This is a genomic window from Listeria cossartiae subsp. cossartiae (assembly GCF_014224155.1).
GTDB lineage: Bacteria > Bacillota > Bacilli > Lactobacillales > Listeriaceae > Listeria > Listeria cossartiae.
This window is the reverse complement of sequence record NZ_JAASUI010000006.1, coordinates 34,095-50,876: the sequence shown is the minus strand read 5'-3', so window position 1 is coordinate 50,876 and position 16,782 is coordinate 34,095. Positions and strand designations below refer to the sequence as shown.

10 protein-coding genes are annotated in these 16,782 nt (G+C 41.0%); 7 read left to right on the top strand and 3 right to left on the bottom strand.

Annotated elements, in window-relative coordinates; translation table 11 throughout:
- Window positions 1–11 precede the first annotated feature (11 nt).
- Window positions 12–1,481 (top strand): glutamate synthase subunit beta, encoded by a 1,470-nt coding sequence (locus HCJ30_RS13685; protein ID WP_185392670.1) that lies wholly within the window; start codon window positions 12–14, stop codon window positions 1,479–1,481.
- 50 nt (window positions 1,482–1,531) lie between these two features.
- Here HCJ30_RS13685 and HCJ30_RS13680 read toward each other — a convergent pair whose 3' ends face one another.
- The 3 genes from HCJ30_RS13680 to HCJ30_RS13670 all read right to left on the bottom strand — a co-directional run bounded on the left by HCJ30_RS13680 (window position 1,532) and on the right by HCJ30_RS13670 (window position 4,578).
- Complete coding sequence (locus HCJ30_RS13680) at window positions 1,532–2,362, bottom strand: carbohydrate ABC transporter permease (protein ID WP_003722209.1); 831 nt, start codon at window positions 2,360–2,362, stop codon at window positions 1,532–1,534.
- Window positions 2,363–2,378: 16 nt separating this feature from the next.
- On the bottom strand, window positions 2,379–3,272 hold the full coding sequence (locus tag HCJ30_RS13675) for a carbohydrate ABC transporter permease (RefSeq protein ID WP_185392668.1): 894 nt from the start codon (window positions 3,270–3,272) through the stop codon (window positions 2,379–2,381).
- 61 nt (window positions 3,273–3,333) lie between these two features.
- Window positions 3,334–4,578: a sugar ABC transporter substrate-binding protein gene (locus tag HCJ30_RS13670; RefSeq protein WP_185392666.1), complete on the bottom strand. Its 1,245-nt coding sequence runs from the start codon at window positions 4,576–4,578 to the stop codon at window positions 3,334–3,336.
- 429 nt (window positions 4,579–5,007) lie between these two features.
- On the opposite strand from HCJ30_RS13670, the gene HCJ30_RS13665 reads away from it, so the two are divergent.
- The 6 genes from HCJ30_RS13665 to HCJ30_RS13640 all read left to right on the top strand — a co-directional run bounded on the left by HCJ30_RS13665 (window position 5,008) and on the right by HCJ30_RS13640 (window position 16,771).
- Window positions 5,008–7,179 (top strand): glycoside hydrolase family 3 N-terminal domain-containing protein, encoded by a 2,172-nt coding sequence (locus tag HCJ30_RS13665; protein WP_185392664.1) that lies wholly within the window; start codon window positions 5,008–5,010, stop codon window positions 7,177–7,179.
- Window positions 7,176–10,436, top strand: a complete 3,261-nt coding sequence (locus tag HCJ30_RS13660; protein ID WP_185392662.1) for a glycoside hydrolase family 94 protein — start codon at window positions 7,176–7,178, stop codon at window positions 10,434–10,436. Before HCJ30_RS13665 ends, HCJ30_RS13660 begins: the two co-directional genes overlap by 4 nt.
- Window positions 10,437–10,483: 47 nt before the next feature.
- The gene (locus HCJ30_RS13655) at window positions 10,484–11,449 is read left to right on the top strand and encodes a LacI family DNA-binding transcriptional regulator (protein ID WP_185392660.1); all 966 of its coding nucleotides are present in this window, start codon (window positions 10,484–10,486) and stop codon (window positions 11,447–11,449) included.
- 59 nt (window positions 11,450–11,508) lie between these two features.
- Window positions 11,509–12,492, top strand: a complete 984-nt coding sequence (locus HCJ30_RS13650; protein WP_185392658.1) for a Gfo/Idh/MocA family protein — start codon at window positions 11,509–11,511, stop codon at window positions 12,490–12,492.
- 136 nt (window positions 12,493–12,628) lie between these two features.
- Window positions 12,629–13,957 (top strand): DEAD/DEAH box helicase, encoded by a 1,329-nt coding sequence (locus HCJ30_RS13645; protein WP_185392656.1) that lies wholly within the window; start codon window positions 12,629–12,631, stop codon window positions 13,955–13,957.
- 135 nt (window positions 13,958–14,092) lie between these two features.
- Window positions 14,093–16,771, top strand: coding sequence for a sigma-54-dependent transcriptional regulator (locus tag HCJ30_RS13640; RefSeq protein ID WP_185392653.1), 2,679 nt, complete (start codon window positions 14,093–14,095; stop codon window positions 16,769–16,771).
- Window positions 16,772–16,782 lie beyond the last annotated feature (11 nt).

Here is a 16,782-nt window from a genome sequence, read left to right as displayed (position 1 = left end):
GGAGTGAAACCATGGGAAAAGCAACTGGATTTATGGAATATGACCGAATCCCTTCGCCAGGACGCGATCCGAAAAGTCGGACGCGTGACTGGAATGAATATAGTTTACCAATGCCGACAGCGGACTTAACATTACAAGCTGCACGTTGTATGGATTGCGGTGTACCGTTTTGTAGCGTTGGCATGGAAATTAAAAATGGCGTATCAGGTTGTCCACTGCATAATTTAATTCCAGAGTGGAACGATGCAGTTTACCGGGGTGATTGGTACGAAGCATTACAACTGTTATTAAAAACAAATAACTTTCCGGAGTTTACTGGACGGATTTGTCCGGCGCCGTGTGAAGGTGGCTGTACAGTAGCAATTTCAGAACCCGCAGTAGGAATTAAATCAATTGAAAAAGCGATTATCGACCGCGGTTTTGAAGAAGGGTGGATTAAACCAGCTCCTCCTAAAAAACGCACAGGTAAACGAATTGCTGTGATTGGTTCTGGTCCTGCGGGGCTGGCTTGTGCCGATCAATTGAATAAAGCTGGTCATAACGTAACGGTCATTGAAAAAAGTGACCGAGTTGGCGGTTTATTAATGTACGGCATTCCAACTATGAAACTCGAAAAAGAGCAAGTAACACGTCGAGTAAATTTGATGGCAGAAGAAGGCATTGAATTTGTGACTGGTGTTGCCGCTGGTACAGATGTGACTTTTGAAGAGCTGCGAGCAGAGTATGACTCGATTGTTCTTGCAACAGGAGCTGGTAACGCACGTGATATCCCACTTGCTGGACGTGATGCGACTGGTATTCACTTCGCTGTGCCGTATTTAACACAAAGTACGCGCGACAATTTGGATAATGGCGGGGTGCAAACACTCTCTGCTAAAGGAAAAAATGTCGTAATTATCGGTGGCGGTGATACTGGTGCTGACTGTGTGGCAACTGCGCTTAGACAGGGCGCTAAAAGTATTTACCAGTTCGGTATTCAAGACAAACTTCCAGAACTACGCGATGGTGAAAACCCTTGGCCGCAATATCCACGTGTATTCAAAATGGACTATGCACACGAAGAAGCAGAAGCGGTCTACGGAAGGGATCCGCGTGAATACCTCATCAATACCACTTCTTTCGAAAAAGACACAGCAGGGAATCTTGTTGGTCTTCATACGGTAGAAGTAGTGGAAGATAAGGCTGCTAGAACGTATACGCCGGTTGAAGGAAGCGAAAAATATTTTGACGTTGATATGGTTTTAATCGCTATTGGTTTTGCTGGTACGACCGAAGATATTTTCACGAATTTTGGTGTAGGAAAAACAGACCGTCATACGATTGATGCTGCTAAAGGATTTTATCGTACGAGTGAAGAAGGCGTGTTTGCTTGCGGGGATGCACGTCATGGTCAAAGTTTAGTCGTAACCGCGATTGCAGAAGGAAGAGAAGCGGCTCGTGAAGTAGACTTTTACTTAATGGGCGAAACGTTTTTACCATAATAGAAAAAGAGCTTATCCTGAAAAAGGAATAAGCTCTTTTTTTTGCCCAATTATTTCATTCCAGAAACATTGAAGCCTTTTAAAATATATTTTTGGAAAGTCATGAAAATCAAGATGATTGGAATAACCATGAAGGTTGCGCCAGCCATTTGTAACGCGTAGTTGCTGCCGTATTGCCCTTTTAGAAGTTGAAGCCCTACTGATAGGGTGTAGAATTTTTCGTCGTTGGCAATGATTAACGGCCATAAGAACGAGTTCCAACCAGCGATAAAAGTGAGAATTCCTTGGACTGCAAGCACTGGGCGGGAAATCGGAATAACGATCCGCCAGAAAATATAAAATTCACTAGCACCATCAAGTCGAGCTGCTTCTAGTAAATCGTCGGAAATGGTGGACATAAATTGGCGGAATAAGAAAATCCCAAAAGCACCAACTAGTCCAGGAAGTACAATCCCTGTCATGGTATTGGTTAATCCAGCCGCATTAAGCAGTAGATAAACCGGAATCATCGTTACTTGTCCGGGAATCATCATCGTAGCAAGAACGAGATAAAATAACTTGTTTTTCCCTTTAAATTTAAATTTAGCAAAGCCATACCCCGCCATCGCATTTAAAAATAAACCGAAAAACGAGAAGAACACGATAATTAACGTATTTTTCAAGTAAATAGCAAAGTCCATCTCGGTGAATAGCTTCGTGAAATTATCCAGTGTAAATGTTTCTGGCCAAATTGTAGGTGGGATTTTTAAAATTTCAGCATCCGTTTTCAAAGAGGAGAGAACCATCCAGATGAACGGTAAAATCATAAAGAATCCGCCGACCGTTAAAATTGTAATTACGGCAATTTGGGCGCCGCGCGATTTTTGTCTATATTGATTCATTTATAACACTCCTCTCTTAAATATCCCCGCCATTATTTTTACGCTGAATCCGGAACTGGATAATCGTGATAATAATAATCGCGATAAACAAGATAAATGATCCGGCAGCGGCATAACCAAATTTACTTAATTGGAAACCGTTTTGATAAATAAAGAGGGCGACTGAGTTTGTACTATCGAGCGGTCCGCCTTCCGTCATAACGAACGGTTCCTCGAAGAATTGCAACCAACCAATCATCGTCGTAACAGTTACGAAGAAAATTGCAAATCGAAGCATCGGTACGGTAATTTTAAACAATTGTTGACGACTATTGGCGCCGTCAAGCGAGGCAGCTTCGTAGTATTCACGCGGAATCCCTTGAAGTGCCGCTAAGAAAATAATCATATTCACACCGATTGCCCGCCACACAGCAAGAATAATCAGTGAAATTTTCGCAATCGTAGGATCTTGTAGCCAAGGAACAGGTCCGAGGTCTAAAAAGGAAAGCAAATAGTTAAGTAAACCAAACCGTGGATTATATAAGTAACTCCAAACAACGGCCACAGCAACAACGTTTGTAATCGAAGGTGTATAGAAAATTAACCGGAAAAACTGGAAAATCTTCGCTTGCGAAAAGTTAATCATCAGCGCAATACCAAGCGAGCAAACGATAACCAGTGGAACGCCAATAATTACATAGAAAAGCGTGTTAAAAATAGATTTTAAAAATACCGGGTCTTGCATTATATTGACGTAATTATCTATCCCAATAAAGTTAATCTTAGAATAATCGGCAAGCCCGACTAAATCGATATCTGTAAAACTAATGACAAAAGCAAGCAAAATCGGAAGCAAGGAAAACAGAAGAAGTAAAAACAGTGCTGGCGAAATAAACAAATATGGCGTGTTTTTATTTAGAAATTGTTTCATAACATCAGTTCCATTCTAAAAGGGCAAATGGCAGACTAGAATCATTTGCCCTTTTTATTCGTTATTTTTTAAGAAGGGTTTCTACTTGATCGTTAAATGTATCCATTTGTGTTTGTACATCTGCGCCACCGCGATAAATTTGTTCCCAAGATTTTCCGTAAAGTTGTGCGATTTCTTCAAATTGCGGGATAAGTGGCATTGGTTCAGCTGTTTTCATTTGTTCGCCGAAGACTTTGTAGTAAGGGTCGTTTTTCAGCATATCGTCTTCCCAAGCATCCATACGAGCTGGCATCGAGTTAGTATCTTTCAACCAAGATAATTGCACGTCAGGTTGGCTCATGTAGTCCATGAATTTTAGGGCATCATCTTTTTTGTTACTATATTTGAAGATAGAAAGGTTTGCGCCACCTAAGCTTGATTCGTTATTTTCTTTTTTAGGTAATACAGCAGTTGCCCATTTTCCGTCAATATCAGGGGCAGTGTCTTTCAGTGTATTAACCATCCACGGACCACTCATGAACATTGGCACGATTCCGTCGCCGCCGAAGCTTTGTGACGCATCTAAACCAAGGTCAGTGTCTGGAGCAGAACCGTTTTTAATGAAGCTTTCTAAATAACTGACAGAATCAACAAATGGTTTTTTGTTGAATACAGGAGTACCGTCTTTATCGAAAAGAGGGGAGCCGTTTTGACGTCCAAAAATGAAACCAGTTGTTTGTTCGTTTGGATCAATGGCAAAACCATACATATCTTTGCCGCGTTTGGAAAGTTTAAGTGCAGCATCGGAAAGTTCATCCCATGTTTTTGGTGCTTCGTTATAACCAACTTTTTTCAGTAAATCGGTACGGTAGAATAATACGCGTGTTTCTGCATACCACGGAACACCGTATGTTTTGCCATCAAATTGCGTTGTTTTTACCGAACCAGGGAAAAATAAATCAGAGTTCATATTTTTACTTTTTTCTACGTCTTTTGTAATATCAAGTAATGCGCCCGCTTCGACGAATTCAGGCATCCAAGTAGTTCCCATTTGGACTACATCGGGGCCGGATTTGGAAGCGACTGCTGTAAGTAACTTATCATGTGCATTTGCCCAAGGAATAACTTGGACTTTCACTTCGATGCCAGTGTCTTTCGTGAATTTTTGTGCGAGTTCTTTTAATGATTTGGCTTCATCTCCCATAGCCCAAACATTTAACACTTTCGAATCGCTGGAATTCATATCGTCCTTCGATCCGCCACATGCCATTAATACTAAACTAAGCGACAACACTAAAGCTAAAACGACAAACATCTTTTTCTTCATGATTTTTCCTCCATTTTTTTGTTTTTTTCAAAGCAACTTGATTAACTAAAAGCTGTTAAAGAATAAAAACTGTTGTACGGAACTTATGCGCCGTACGGGATGAAGCAAATTGTGAAAATCAATTCACATACACAATATTTTATAGAAACGTTTCGACAAGGTTATTATAGTATATTATGTAATCGGTTTCAAGTGAATTGCTATTTTAATTTTGTTTATAGCGGCTGATTATTTATGTACCAATGGTTTGCGGTGAATAATTTTTTAGAACATGGATTTTCTTGAAAACGAGATAGTATAGAAAAAACTGGAAAATCGAAGCATTTAACCATGTGAATGTCGTTTTTGGTTGACTAAAGAAAAGAAAGCGCTTATACTGTTGTTATATTTGAATAGAAACGTTTCGAAAAATGTGTTCAGGAGGTTCCTATGAAACAAGAAAAAGTGCAAGATTTAGTCAATCAAATGACATTAGATGAAAAAATTGCCCAATGTCTTCAACTTTCCCCTTTTCTTTTTAAAGGTACAAACAAAAATGCAGAACTTACAGGGCCACTTCTTCAAGAAATGAAATTAACGGATGCGCAAACCGAAAATGCGGGTTCGGTACTTGGATCAAGTTCGGCGCTTGATATGATTGGTATTCAAGAAGCTTATTTAAAAACAAATCGACTTGGAATTCCGCTTGTGTTTATGGCGGATGTTATACATGGTTATAAAACCGTTTTTCCGATTCCACTTGCACTTGGTTGTTCGTTTGACCAAGAAACGGTTCGTGTGATGGCGGAAGTTTCGGCATTCGAGGCAACGGCAGAAGGGCATCATGTCACTTTCTCCCCAATGCTTGATTTAGTACGGGATCCGAGATGGGGTCGTGTGATGGAATCAACTGGTGAGGATCCATTTTTAAATAGTGAACTTGGGAAAGCGATGGTAGCTGGTTATCAAGGTGATGCGAGCAAGCTTGATGAAAACATGGAACGAATGGCTGCATGCGTGAAACATTTCGCGGCATACGGGGCGGCGGAGGCTGGACTGGAATACAATACGGTCAATATGTCTACGCGCGAACTATATCAAAATTATTTAGCCGCTTATAACGCAGCAATCCAAGCAGGTGCTAAATTAGTCATGACGGCATTTAATGTGGTGGACGGGGTTCCGGCGACGATGAACAAATGGCTGAACCGCGATGTTTTACGTGGTGAAATGAATTTTGACGGCGTACTTATTTCTGATTGGGGCGCGGTTGCTGAAGTGATTAACCACGGAACTGCTAGAAATCCGAAAGAGGCAGCGCAATTTTCGATGGAAGCAGGCGTTGATTTGGAAATGATGACGACTTGCTATATTCATGAATTGAAAGGTTTGATTGAGGAAGGAACACTAGCTGAAAGTCTTTTAGATGAAGCGGTGTTGCGGATGTTACATTTGAAAAATGATTTAGGACTTTTTGAGGATCCGTATCGTGGTTTGAAAAATAGCGATCGTTCAGACGACATTTTAACTGATGAAAGTCGCCTGAAAGCACGAGCTGCTGGGGTGGAATCAGCCGTGTTATTAGAAAATAAAAATCATTTACTTCCATTAGCTAAAACGACGAAATTGGCACTAATTGGTCCACTTGCGACCTCACCTGATATTCTTGGTGGTTGGAATGTATACGGCGAAGAGAAAGATGGCATCAATGTCGAAACAGGTTTACGAGAAGTATTTGAAACGATGACAACTATTTCGACGGATTATACTGAATTTACCGAGAAAGATAAAGCTTCGATTGAGGAAGCGGTGCGCCTTGCAGAAGTGGTTGTTCTTGCGCTAGGTGAGAAAAATGAATGGGGCGGAGAAGCAGGAAGTCTCGCAACCATTCGTTTGCCGGAAGCACAATACGACTTGGCGAAATTTGTGCAAACGCTTGGGAAACCGGTAGTTATCACTTTGTTTAATGGGAGACCGCTAGAAGTCAAAGAATTAGCAGAAGCCAGTGATGCCCTTCTCGAATTATGGTTCCCGGGGACAGAAGCAGGCCGCGTTACTGCAGATTTATTAAGCGGTGCAAGCAATCCTTCTGGAAAATTAGCGATGTCCTTCCCGCAAACGACTGGTCAAATTCCTGTTTACTATAACCATTTACGCACTGGTCGACCACAAACACCGGAAAATAAAGGTGAGCGCTACGTATCGCATTATCTCGATATTCCAAATGAACCATTTTATCCATTTGGTTACGGAAAAAGTTATAGCGAATTTGAATTAACAACGGCGGAGCTTCCGAAAGAATTGGCTCTAGGTGAGTCGCTTCATGTGGAAGTAACCATTAAAAACACGGGTAAAATCGCTGGAAAAGAAGTCATTCAAGTGTATTTGCAAGATGTGACAGCAAGCATTTCACGTCCGGTCAAAGAACTGAAAGCATTTGAAAAAGTGGCGCTTTTAGCTGGCGAAGAAAAAACAGTTTCATTTGAATTAACGAGCGAGGCATTTTCTTTCTACAACCACCAACTTGAAAAAGTGCAGGAACCGGGACTTCACCGCGTTTTTGTTGGGACGAGTAGCGAAGATGTAGATGCTTTTGAAGTGGAAGTAGGTGGCTATCTGTGACAAAATTAAAAGAAATTAAAAAAGCGGATTTGTCGGCGGCATTTTATCCAAGTGGGGAGCTTGCTTGGCTGAAATTAAAAGATATGATGTTGAATCAAGTCATTCAAAATCCGTTAGAAAATCGCTTATCACAAATTTATGTACGAGCGCATTTGGCTGATAAAGTGGAGGCTTATCCGCTTTTAACCGCAGATGCAGAAGTCGGTTTTAATGAGCATGGTGTTGAATATCGCGGGGGAGTTGGTCCGTTCGAATACACGGTGCAAATGCAATTTCATTCGCGTGGCTGGTTTTATGATGTAACAGTGGACGGCGCAGGAACTTTTGATCTTGTGTATTTACAAGACTTAGGCCTTGCGGAACAAGCGGCAGTGCGGACGAATGAAGCGTATATGTCGCAATACATTGATTATCATGTGACAGAAGGCGCGACTGGTTTCACGATTCAAGCTCGCCAAAATCAACCGCAAAACAATCGCTTTCCGGCAGTCCAAATCGGCGCATTGACGAACATTATTGGCTATGCAACAGATGGTTTCGATATGTATGGCACCAATTATAAAATTACGAGTGAACTAGCAGCACTCGCGCAAAAATCACTACCAAACCGCGTATACCAATATGAATTCGCGCAAATTTCCTTACAAACAGAAGCATTTTCAGGTCACGCAGAAACCACTTTTTACGGCTATGCAACTGAAAATCAACCAAAAGCATCTGGAGCACCGATCGGAAATATCGCTGAAATAAAAGCGAGCATTCCGGCTCAAGCCTATCAGCCGAGTAAAAAAGCGATTCGCGACAAAAATATCGGTTCAGCCATTACTGGCGAACCAATTTCCGAAAAATGGCTACAAGCGAACTTCCCAGACCGAATTCAAGAGGAAGAACAAAACGGCGCACTGCTATCCTTTTTCACGCCAAGCTATGCACATGTTGTGACGCGTGAAAAAGAAGCCAAATTAGAACGCCCACATGGCAGCATTTTGTTAGATAAAGTGGATGTTTTAAACCCGGAGGCAACTCTTTCGGCGACCACCTACATGTACGGTGCGTTTTTATCGCAATTGGTTGCTGGTAACACGAACATGAATAAATGGAACAGCCATGCGCGCAATCCGTTGAACATTTTGCAAACAAGCGGTGTAAGAATTTATATCGAACAAAACGGTGAATTACGACCACTCGGCGTGCCATCTGTGTGGGAAACGAGCACGAACTACTCGACTTGGTATTACCAGTGGAATGATGATTTAATCACCGTAAAAACGACCTTAACCGCTACAAGCAAAGAGGCATTCGTCACCGTCCATTCTGAAAAAGGCCATCCTTATAAATTGGTGCTAACTAACCAAGTTACAATGGGTACGAATGAATACGACACAACGGTGAAAAAAGAAATAAAAGCTGGCGCTGTCACTTATTTCCCATCACCAGATTCACCGATTTTAGCTACTTACCCGGCACTTCAATTCCGCGTGGATGGTAGTTATAACGACATCACCGACGAAAGTTATTTTGCGAAAGATTATGCGGGGACAGCTGGATTAGACGTTTTCGTATTTGAACCGGCAGATAGCGCAACTTTTCACGTCCAAGCAAAACTAACAGAGGAGTTTGCAGAGAAGGACCAAGATTTAGAAGCAGCCACCAAAGAAATTCGCGCGAGCTATGACGAATTAACCGCCCAATTCCATTTAAACCATCAAAGTACAACGGCGGAAAAACTAAATTTAACGGTGTATTGGTATGCGCACCAAATGCTCGTTCATTACGCATCGCCGCACGGTTTAGAACAGTATAGTGGGGCAGCTTGGGGAACCCGTGACGTAAGCCAAGGACCATTTGAATTTTTCCTTGCGACTGGCAACAAAGCTGTTTTACGCAAACTAGTGTTAACGATCTTTTCGCATCAATACCGAGATACTGGCGACTGGCCGCAGTGGTTTATGTTTGATAAATATACATCAATTCAACAAGAAGAAAGTCACGGCGATGTGATTGTTTGGCCGCTGAAAATTATTGGTGATTATTTGGAAATGAGCGGGGACACGGGCATACTCGAAGAAGCGATTCCATTTGTTGACCGTGAATCGAAAACATTCACAACTGAAAAAGGGACGCTGTTAGAGCATATTGAATTAGCTGTACAAACAATCGAAGCCCGCTTTATGAAAGGAACGGCGCTTTCTAACTACGGTGATGGCGACTGGGACGATACGCTTCAACCTGCAAATGCGCAATTGAAGAAAAATATGGTTTCCAGTTGGACAGTGGCACTAACCTATCAAACATTTAAACGATTAGCCACATTTTTACCAGTTGGTGACAAATATAGCGAATTAGCCAAACGTGTTCAAGCGGATTTCACTAAATATATGACTGGTAATACCGATGTCATTCCAGGCTTCCTTTATTTAGAAGAAGGAAAAGAGCCGGTTTGGATGATTCATCCGGACGATAAAGAAACCAATATTAAGTATCGCTTAATTCCACTAACAAGAAGCGTGATTGCTGAGCTCGTTGATAAAAAACAAGCAAGTCGTAATTTTCACATTATCGATGAACATCTACTTCACCCGGATGGTGTGCGTTTAATGAGTGAACCGGCGCATTATGCGGGTGGTGTAAGTACGCATTTCAAACGGGCCGAGCAAGCGGCAAATTTTGGCAGAGAAGTTGGTTTGCAATACGTCCATGCGCATATTCGCTATATCGAAGCACTTGCAAAAGTTGGCGACAGTTCGGCTTGGCATATGCTTGATATCATTAATCCAATCAATATTAAAGAAGTCGTACCAAACGCGGCGCTACGCCAAAGTAATACGTATTTCAGTAGTTCTGATGCCGCATTTTTAGATCGTTATCAGGCACAAAATGAGTTCGGTCGCGTGAAAGAAGGGACTATTCCTGTGAAAGGCGGCTGGCGGATTTATTCGAGCGGTCCAGGAATATACTTACATCAGTTAATTAGTTCGGTTCTTGGTATTCGCCAAACAGAACAAGCGCTCATTTTCGATCCGATTTTGCCAGTAGATTTAGATGGGCTAGAATGCCACATCGAACTGGATAATTACCCGCTAGATATCACGTTTGAAAGCGCAGATGAGGCCGGGATTTTGGTGAACGGCGAAAAACAACCTATTGAAAATGAAGCGAATGCATACCGTACAGGAGCGCTCGTTTTACCGAAAAAGAGCTTAACAACAAAATGTTCACAAATCACGATTAAATTTCAAAAAAATAACCGTCTGTAAGGTTGTTTTGTGTATAATAAAAGAAAACAGAAAAGGATGCGATTCACGTGGTAGGAATTAAAGATATCGCGAAAAAGGCAGGGGTTTCCATTTCAACAGTATCCTACGCGCTTAATGGCAGCCCGAAAGTGACCGAAAAAACGCGAAAACGAATTATGACCATCGCAAATGAATTGAATTATATTCCCAATATGGCAGCACGAACGTTAAAAACGAGAGAAACAAAAATTATCGGCGTCTATTTAACGAACTACGGCGGGATTTTTTACGGGACTTTACTAGAAGGTTTAACGCAAACGCTCTATAAACACGGATATGAACTCATCGCTTGCAGTGGCACGAAAACACACCGATTTTTACCCGAAAAAATGATTGATGGCGCTATTATTTTAGATGCGAATTTCCCGTCGAGCGAAATTATTAATTATGCTAATCGTGGCCATAAATTAGTCGTGCTCGACCGGGAACTTACGCATGAAAATGTGAGCCAAGTTTTACTAGATAATAAAGGTGGGGCAACACTCGCAATTGATTATTTATCTACTAATTTTAAAGGTGATTTTTATGTGATTACCGGTCCGGATGATTCGTACGATGCAAGAGTTAGACTCGAAACGGCCAAACAAGAACTTGCCCGCTCTGGTGATAAAAAAGTGCATATTATCGAAGGCGACTTTTCCGAACAAAGCGGCGAAAAAGCAGCAGCGATTATCGCTAAAAATTGGAAAGCTCCCGTGTCCGTATTCGCTTTAAATGATAATATGGCTATCGGTATGTATCGTTATTTCGCGAGCACAGAGTTGGAAATCGGCAAAGACGTCCGAATTATCGGCTTTGATAATACCGATATTAGTGAGTATTTAGTGCCACGCCTTGCGACTATCGAATATTCGAAGTACAAATGGGGCGCAGTGGCTGCTGACAAACTTGTCGAGCTGCTCGAAGGTGGAAAAGCCGAAAATGAAATAATCTATACAACTAGAATCAGTGGTCCATCTGTTTCAAACAATTAGTACGCTTTTTTCCTTGTTTTAAGGTATACTTAAAATAAAATCAAAGGAGTTGTCGGCTAATGAAACTTGGAATTATGGGTACGAACTGGATTACAGACGCATTTATGGAAGGCGCAATTAATTCTGGTGAATGGAATCTTACGGCGGTATACTCGCGCACAGAAGAAAAAGCACGCGCATTTGGAGAAAAATATGGAGCGTTGACTTACTTCACCGATATTGAAGAAATGGGGCAATCAGACGCTTGTGATGCTGTCTATATTGCTTCTCCTAATGCACTTCATTATCAGCACGCGGTCAGCTTACTGAAAAATAAAAAACATGTGATTGTCGAAAAACCAATTTTTTCCACAGTAGCAGAATTAGAGCATGCGCACCAAATTGCTCGCGAAAACAATGTCTTTTTATTTGAAGCAGCTCGCCACATCCAAGAACCAAACTTCAAACGTCTACAAGAAAGCATCGACAAAGTGGGAACCATCCACGGTGCAACACTTGCATACATGAAATATTCCTCCAGATATGATCAAGTTTTAAACGGCGAAGAACCAAACATCTTCTCCTTAAAATTCTCTGGCGGTTCCATTGTAGATTTAGGAGTATATCCGCTTTACTCGGCGATTACCTTATTCGGTGAACCCGTCAAAGCGACCTATTTCGCGACTAAATTACCAACAGGCGTAGATGGACTTGGCCCAATCATTCTTGAATACCCAACATTCAACGTTACAATCATTCAAGGAAAAAATTCCCAATCCTTCTTACCAAGCGAAATTTACGGTCAAAAAGGAACTCTAATCGTGGATCCCCTTACCGGAATTGAACATATTACTTTTTACGACAATGCAACAAAAGAAGAAACGGAACTCGCTGGTGAAACAGTTACCAATGATATGCAATTTGAAGCAGCTGAGTTTGCAAGAATTATCGAACATAGCGACCGAGATACATACGAATACTTAGCTGACTTAAGTTTAAAAGTATTACGTGTCTCCAACGAACTACGTCACCAAAACGATATTTGGTTTGACGCGGAAAAATAATTTTTCAAAAGCTAGGAAGAGGCACGCGTGCTGACTCCTAGTTTTTTTATTTATAGCAACAAAAATCCTAAATAAAAGTGCAGACTTGCAGTAAGCATGGTATGATACAGAGAAGAACTAATAAAGGAGTCGGGTCATGACAGAATCAAATATCCCAAGCTTTTGGGCGGAAAAATGGAAAGAACATGGTTATGAAACGCCAACAGAGATTCAAAGCGCGATGTATCAACCAATCAAAGACGGGGCAGATGTACTCGCAGTGTCACCAACTGGAACGGGGAAAACGGTAGCTTATTCACTGCCAACCCTTGAAAAAATAGAAGCAATTCCAAAAACACAATGGCTTGTTTTAGCGCCATCACATGAATTAGTTATGCAAATCACGGAAGTTATCCGCTCATGGTTACCAAGCGATGAATTGACGGTGATATCTTTAATCGGGGGAGCCAATGTCAAACGGCAAATCGAAAAATTAAAGAAAAAACCACAAATTATTGTAGCCTCTCCAGGCCGCGCACTTGAGCTAATCAAACAAAAGAAAATTAAAATGCATGAAATCAAAACGATTACTTTGGACGAATGTGACCAACTGCTTCGCCAAGAAAATTTTAAAAGTACACTTGAAATTGTCGAAAGTGCCGTTCGCGATCGCCAATTAACGCTTGTATCTGCAACAAAACTTGAAAATCCAGAAGCGTTTTTCGCACAAACGGAAAATACACCAGTGATGCTAGAAGTGACAGCGAAACCAGAAGAGTTAACGAATGTAGAACATTTATACATGGACGTTGAATCACGCGACAAAGCAACCTTATTACGCCGAATTTCCCATATTAAAGATATGCGCGGCCTTGTTTTTGTGAAAGACAAACCACGAATGGAAATTTTGCTTGAAAAACTGCATTACGATAAAGTAAAAGCAGCCGGAATACACGGCGAAATTCGTAAAGAAAAACGCAAAAAATATCTCGACGACTTTAAAAAAGGTACTTTAACTTATTTAATCGTGACAGATGTTGCGGCTCGTGGCCTTGATATTGAGGATTTACCATACGTGATTCACTATGATCTAGCAGCAAGCGAAAAAGAATATACCCACCGTTCAGGTCGTACTGGACGAATGGGCAAATCAGGTACCGTTATTACTCTTGCCAACCCGCGCGAAATAAGAACATTAAAACAATACCTAACCATCCACAATATTAAAGGGAAACAAGTGCGCTTCTACCAAGGAAAACTGCTTGACGGCGCTGTCCCTGAAAATAAAATTGCCAAAAAAGCAGCAAGACCACCAAAACAAGTGCAAAAAAGCAAAAAAGAGGACACGAAAAAACCGTTCCGCAAAGATAAACCAAGTGGAACTGCTGGAGGACGTAAAGAAAAACCTACTAATGCAGCGAAACCAGCACGTACTAACAAACCAAATAAATTCAACAAAAAACAAAACAATTTTAAAAAATCATAAGCTGCGTGGAATGTTTTTCTCTCTTGATAGAAAGGAAAGCATTCGCGCTTTTTTGTTAGTTAATTTTTATCGTTGCGAGGATGCCATTTAAAAAGGTATAATGGAAACATAGAGTTTCAAAAAGGAGTAGAGTAGATGTCTAGTAGAAAAGAAGAAGTCCTCCAACTTCTAAACGCAAAAGAAGAAAAAGTATCTGCAGCAGATGTCGCAGAATTGCTTCAAATGGACCGAGCGAACGCTAGTCGTTATCTAAATGATCTTTTTAAAGAACAAAAAATAGACAAACTTCCTGGGAAACCGGTATTTTATCAAGCTATCAAAACGACCGAACGGGCAACTGAACCAGCAGGGAACTTGCAAGAATCTGCTTTTGGACGATTAATTGGCTCGGAAGATAGTTTAAAAGTAAGTATCCAACAAGCAAAAGCCGCGATTTTATATCCACCAAATGGGCTTCATAGCTTGATTTTAGGTCGTACTGGGACAGGGAAATCACTTTTTGCCGAATGTATGTATCAATTTGCTAAGGAATCAGAAACCATTCCAGCTGATGCACCTTTTGTTTCGTTTAACTGTGCTGATTACGCACAAAATCCACAGCTTTTATTTGGCCATATTTTTGGGGTGATTAAAGGAGCATACACGGGAGCGGAAGAAACGCGCGAAGGCTTGCTGAAAAAAGCAGATGGCGGGATATTATTCCTTGATGAAATTCACCGCTTACCTCCAGAAGGACAAGAAATGCTCTTTACATTTATTGATAAAGGGGAATTCCGTCCACTCGGAGAAAGTGCGAATGTGCATCATGCGCAAGTCCAAATTATCGGTGCCACAACAGAATCACCAGATAATTTTCTGTTAGAAACGTTCACAAGACGTATCCCGATGACGATTACATTGCCATCCCTAGCAGAACGAAACTTGGAAGAACGTTATCAATTAGTAGAATTTTTCTTAAACCAAGAAGCGACCAGACTACATCAATCGATTCGCGTACATAGAAAAGCACTGATTGCCTTTTTACTTTATCATGCAAGCGCTAACGTTGGTCAACTGCAAAGAGACCTAAAACTGGCCTGTGCCAAAGCCTTTTTGCATTATAAAACCAAAACAGCCAATTATATTTTAATCGAGCAAGATGATTTACCCATTCACGTCCAAAAAGGTTTACTGCACTTAAAAGACGAACCAGAAAAACTAAATCGTTTAATTGATGTAGATAAATCCATTTTTAAATTCGTTGATACAAGTGATGCTTTGGTGGATATGGAAGATGTGCATGATGTTTACCATGCCATCCAAGAAAAAGCGGACCGGCTGATGAAAGAAGGGAAGGATCAAAGCGAGCTAGAAGAAGCGCTTTACGTTGATGTGGACCAATATTTCCACGACTACATGGTCCAACTGCCAACCCACCAAACAGCCAAAGAAATTATCGCGCCAGCTGTTTGGGAATTAACCGAAAAAGTATATGCCATGGCGGAAGAAAAATTAAATCGCAAATACAATGAAAAAATGAAATTTGCCTTTTCGCTACATTTACAAAGCACGATTGAACGAGTGCGTGAACAAAAACATATTATTCACCCAGATTTAAATAATATCCGCAAAAAATACCCGAAAGAATTCCAAGTAGCGATTGATTTATCCGCGCTAATTGAACAAGAATTAAGCATCGAAATTCCTTTTGATGAAATTGGCTTTTTGACGATGTTCTTGACGGAAGAAGTAGTGGATACCTCGCTTGCACAAGAAAATCAAGTTGAAGTAATCGTCATGATGCACGGACGCTCAACGGCAACAAGTATGGTAGAAACAGTGCAAGAACTACTCAGCATCGAAAGCGGAATTGCGCTCGATATGCCACTTACCGTCGAAGTAAAAGCGATGTACGAAAAACTAAAACAAACCGTAATCAAATTAAATCCAGTCAAAGGCGTACTCATCCTTTCCGACATGGGATCACTCACTTCTTTTGGGAATATGTTAACAGAAGAACTGGGGATTCGCACAAAAACGGTGACGATGGTAAGTACCCCAGTTGTATTAGAAGCGATGCGTAAAGCCTCATTGGGCCGTGGTTTAGAAGATATTTATCAAAGTTGTGAGCAATTATTTGAAAATAAATATAAAGCACACGTTTTACGAGCAAAACCAGTAAAAAATGCGGTTATTTTCACTTGTTTCACGGGAGAAGGGGTAGCCGAGCAACTCCGTAAAGTCGTTGCACCAATTATCGACGAGACGAAAATCGAAATTATCGTGCTACAATTCTTGCATAAAGAAGCTTTCCGCGAACGAATTGATCAACTGATGGAAGAATATAATATTCTAGCAATCATGGGTTCCGTAGCCTTTGAATACCGCGATATTCCATTCTTTAGCGCGCTGGAAGTTTTATCGGATGGCGGTTTAGAAGTCATTTCCAGAATTTTAAATGATGAAGTGCCATATGAAAAATTAATCGCTTCATTAGAAGGCAATTTACAAGCTGTAAGTTCTGCGGAGCAACTCGTTTACTTTTTACGAAAAGTGATTTCTGAATTGCAATTGCAGCTCAACGTAATACTGGAATCGGGTGTAGATATCGGCATGATTCTTCATTTGGCCTTCCTTATCGAGCGCGTAAAACTTGGTGCTGTAGATAGAGAATTCCCAGATTTAAATGAGTTTGCTAAAAACCACATGGTAGAAATGCAAATCACGCAACAAATGATGGAAAATGTGGAAATAGAGTACGACATCGTAATACCTCAATCAGAAATCGCATATTTAACACAGATGATGCTCTCCAACCAGGTGGAAGAAAACTAAGAAAACGGAAT

Bases quoted from the DNA above. Each gene is read 5' to 3' on its own strand.
- HCJ30_RS13685 (WP_185392670.1), top strand. From the start codon at position 12: ATGGGAAAAGCAACTGGATTTATGGAATATGACCGAATCCCTTCGCCA.
- HCJ30_RS13680 (WP_003722209.1), bottom strand. From the start codon at position 2,362: ATGAATCAATATAGACAAAAATCGCGCGGCGCCCAAATTGCCGTAATT.
- HCJ30_RS13675 (WP_185392668.1), bottom strand. From the start codon at position 3,272: ATGAAACAATTTCTAAATAAAAACACGCCATATTTGTTTATTTCGCCA.
- HCJ30_RS13670 (WP_185392666.1), bottom strand. From the start codon at position 4,578: ATGAAGAAAAAGATGTTTGTCGTTTTAGCTTTAGTGTTGTCGCTTAGT.
- HCJ30_RS13665 (WP_185392664.1), top strand. From the start codon at position 5,008: ATGAAACAAGAAAAAGTGCAAGATTTAGTCAATCAAATGACATTAGAT.
- HCJ30_RS13650 (WP_185392658.1), top strand. From the start codon at position 11,509: ATGAAACTTGGAATTATGGGTACGAACTGGATTACAGACGCATTTATG.
- HCJ30_RS13645 (WP_185392656.1), top strand. From the start codon at position 12,629: ATGACAGAATCAAATATCCCAAGCTTTTGGGCGGAAAAATGGAAAGAA.
- HCJ30_RS13640 (WP_185392653.1), top strand. From the start codon at position 14,093: ATGTCTAGTAGAAAAGAAGAAGTCCTCCAACTTCTAAACGCAAAAGAA.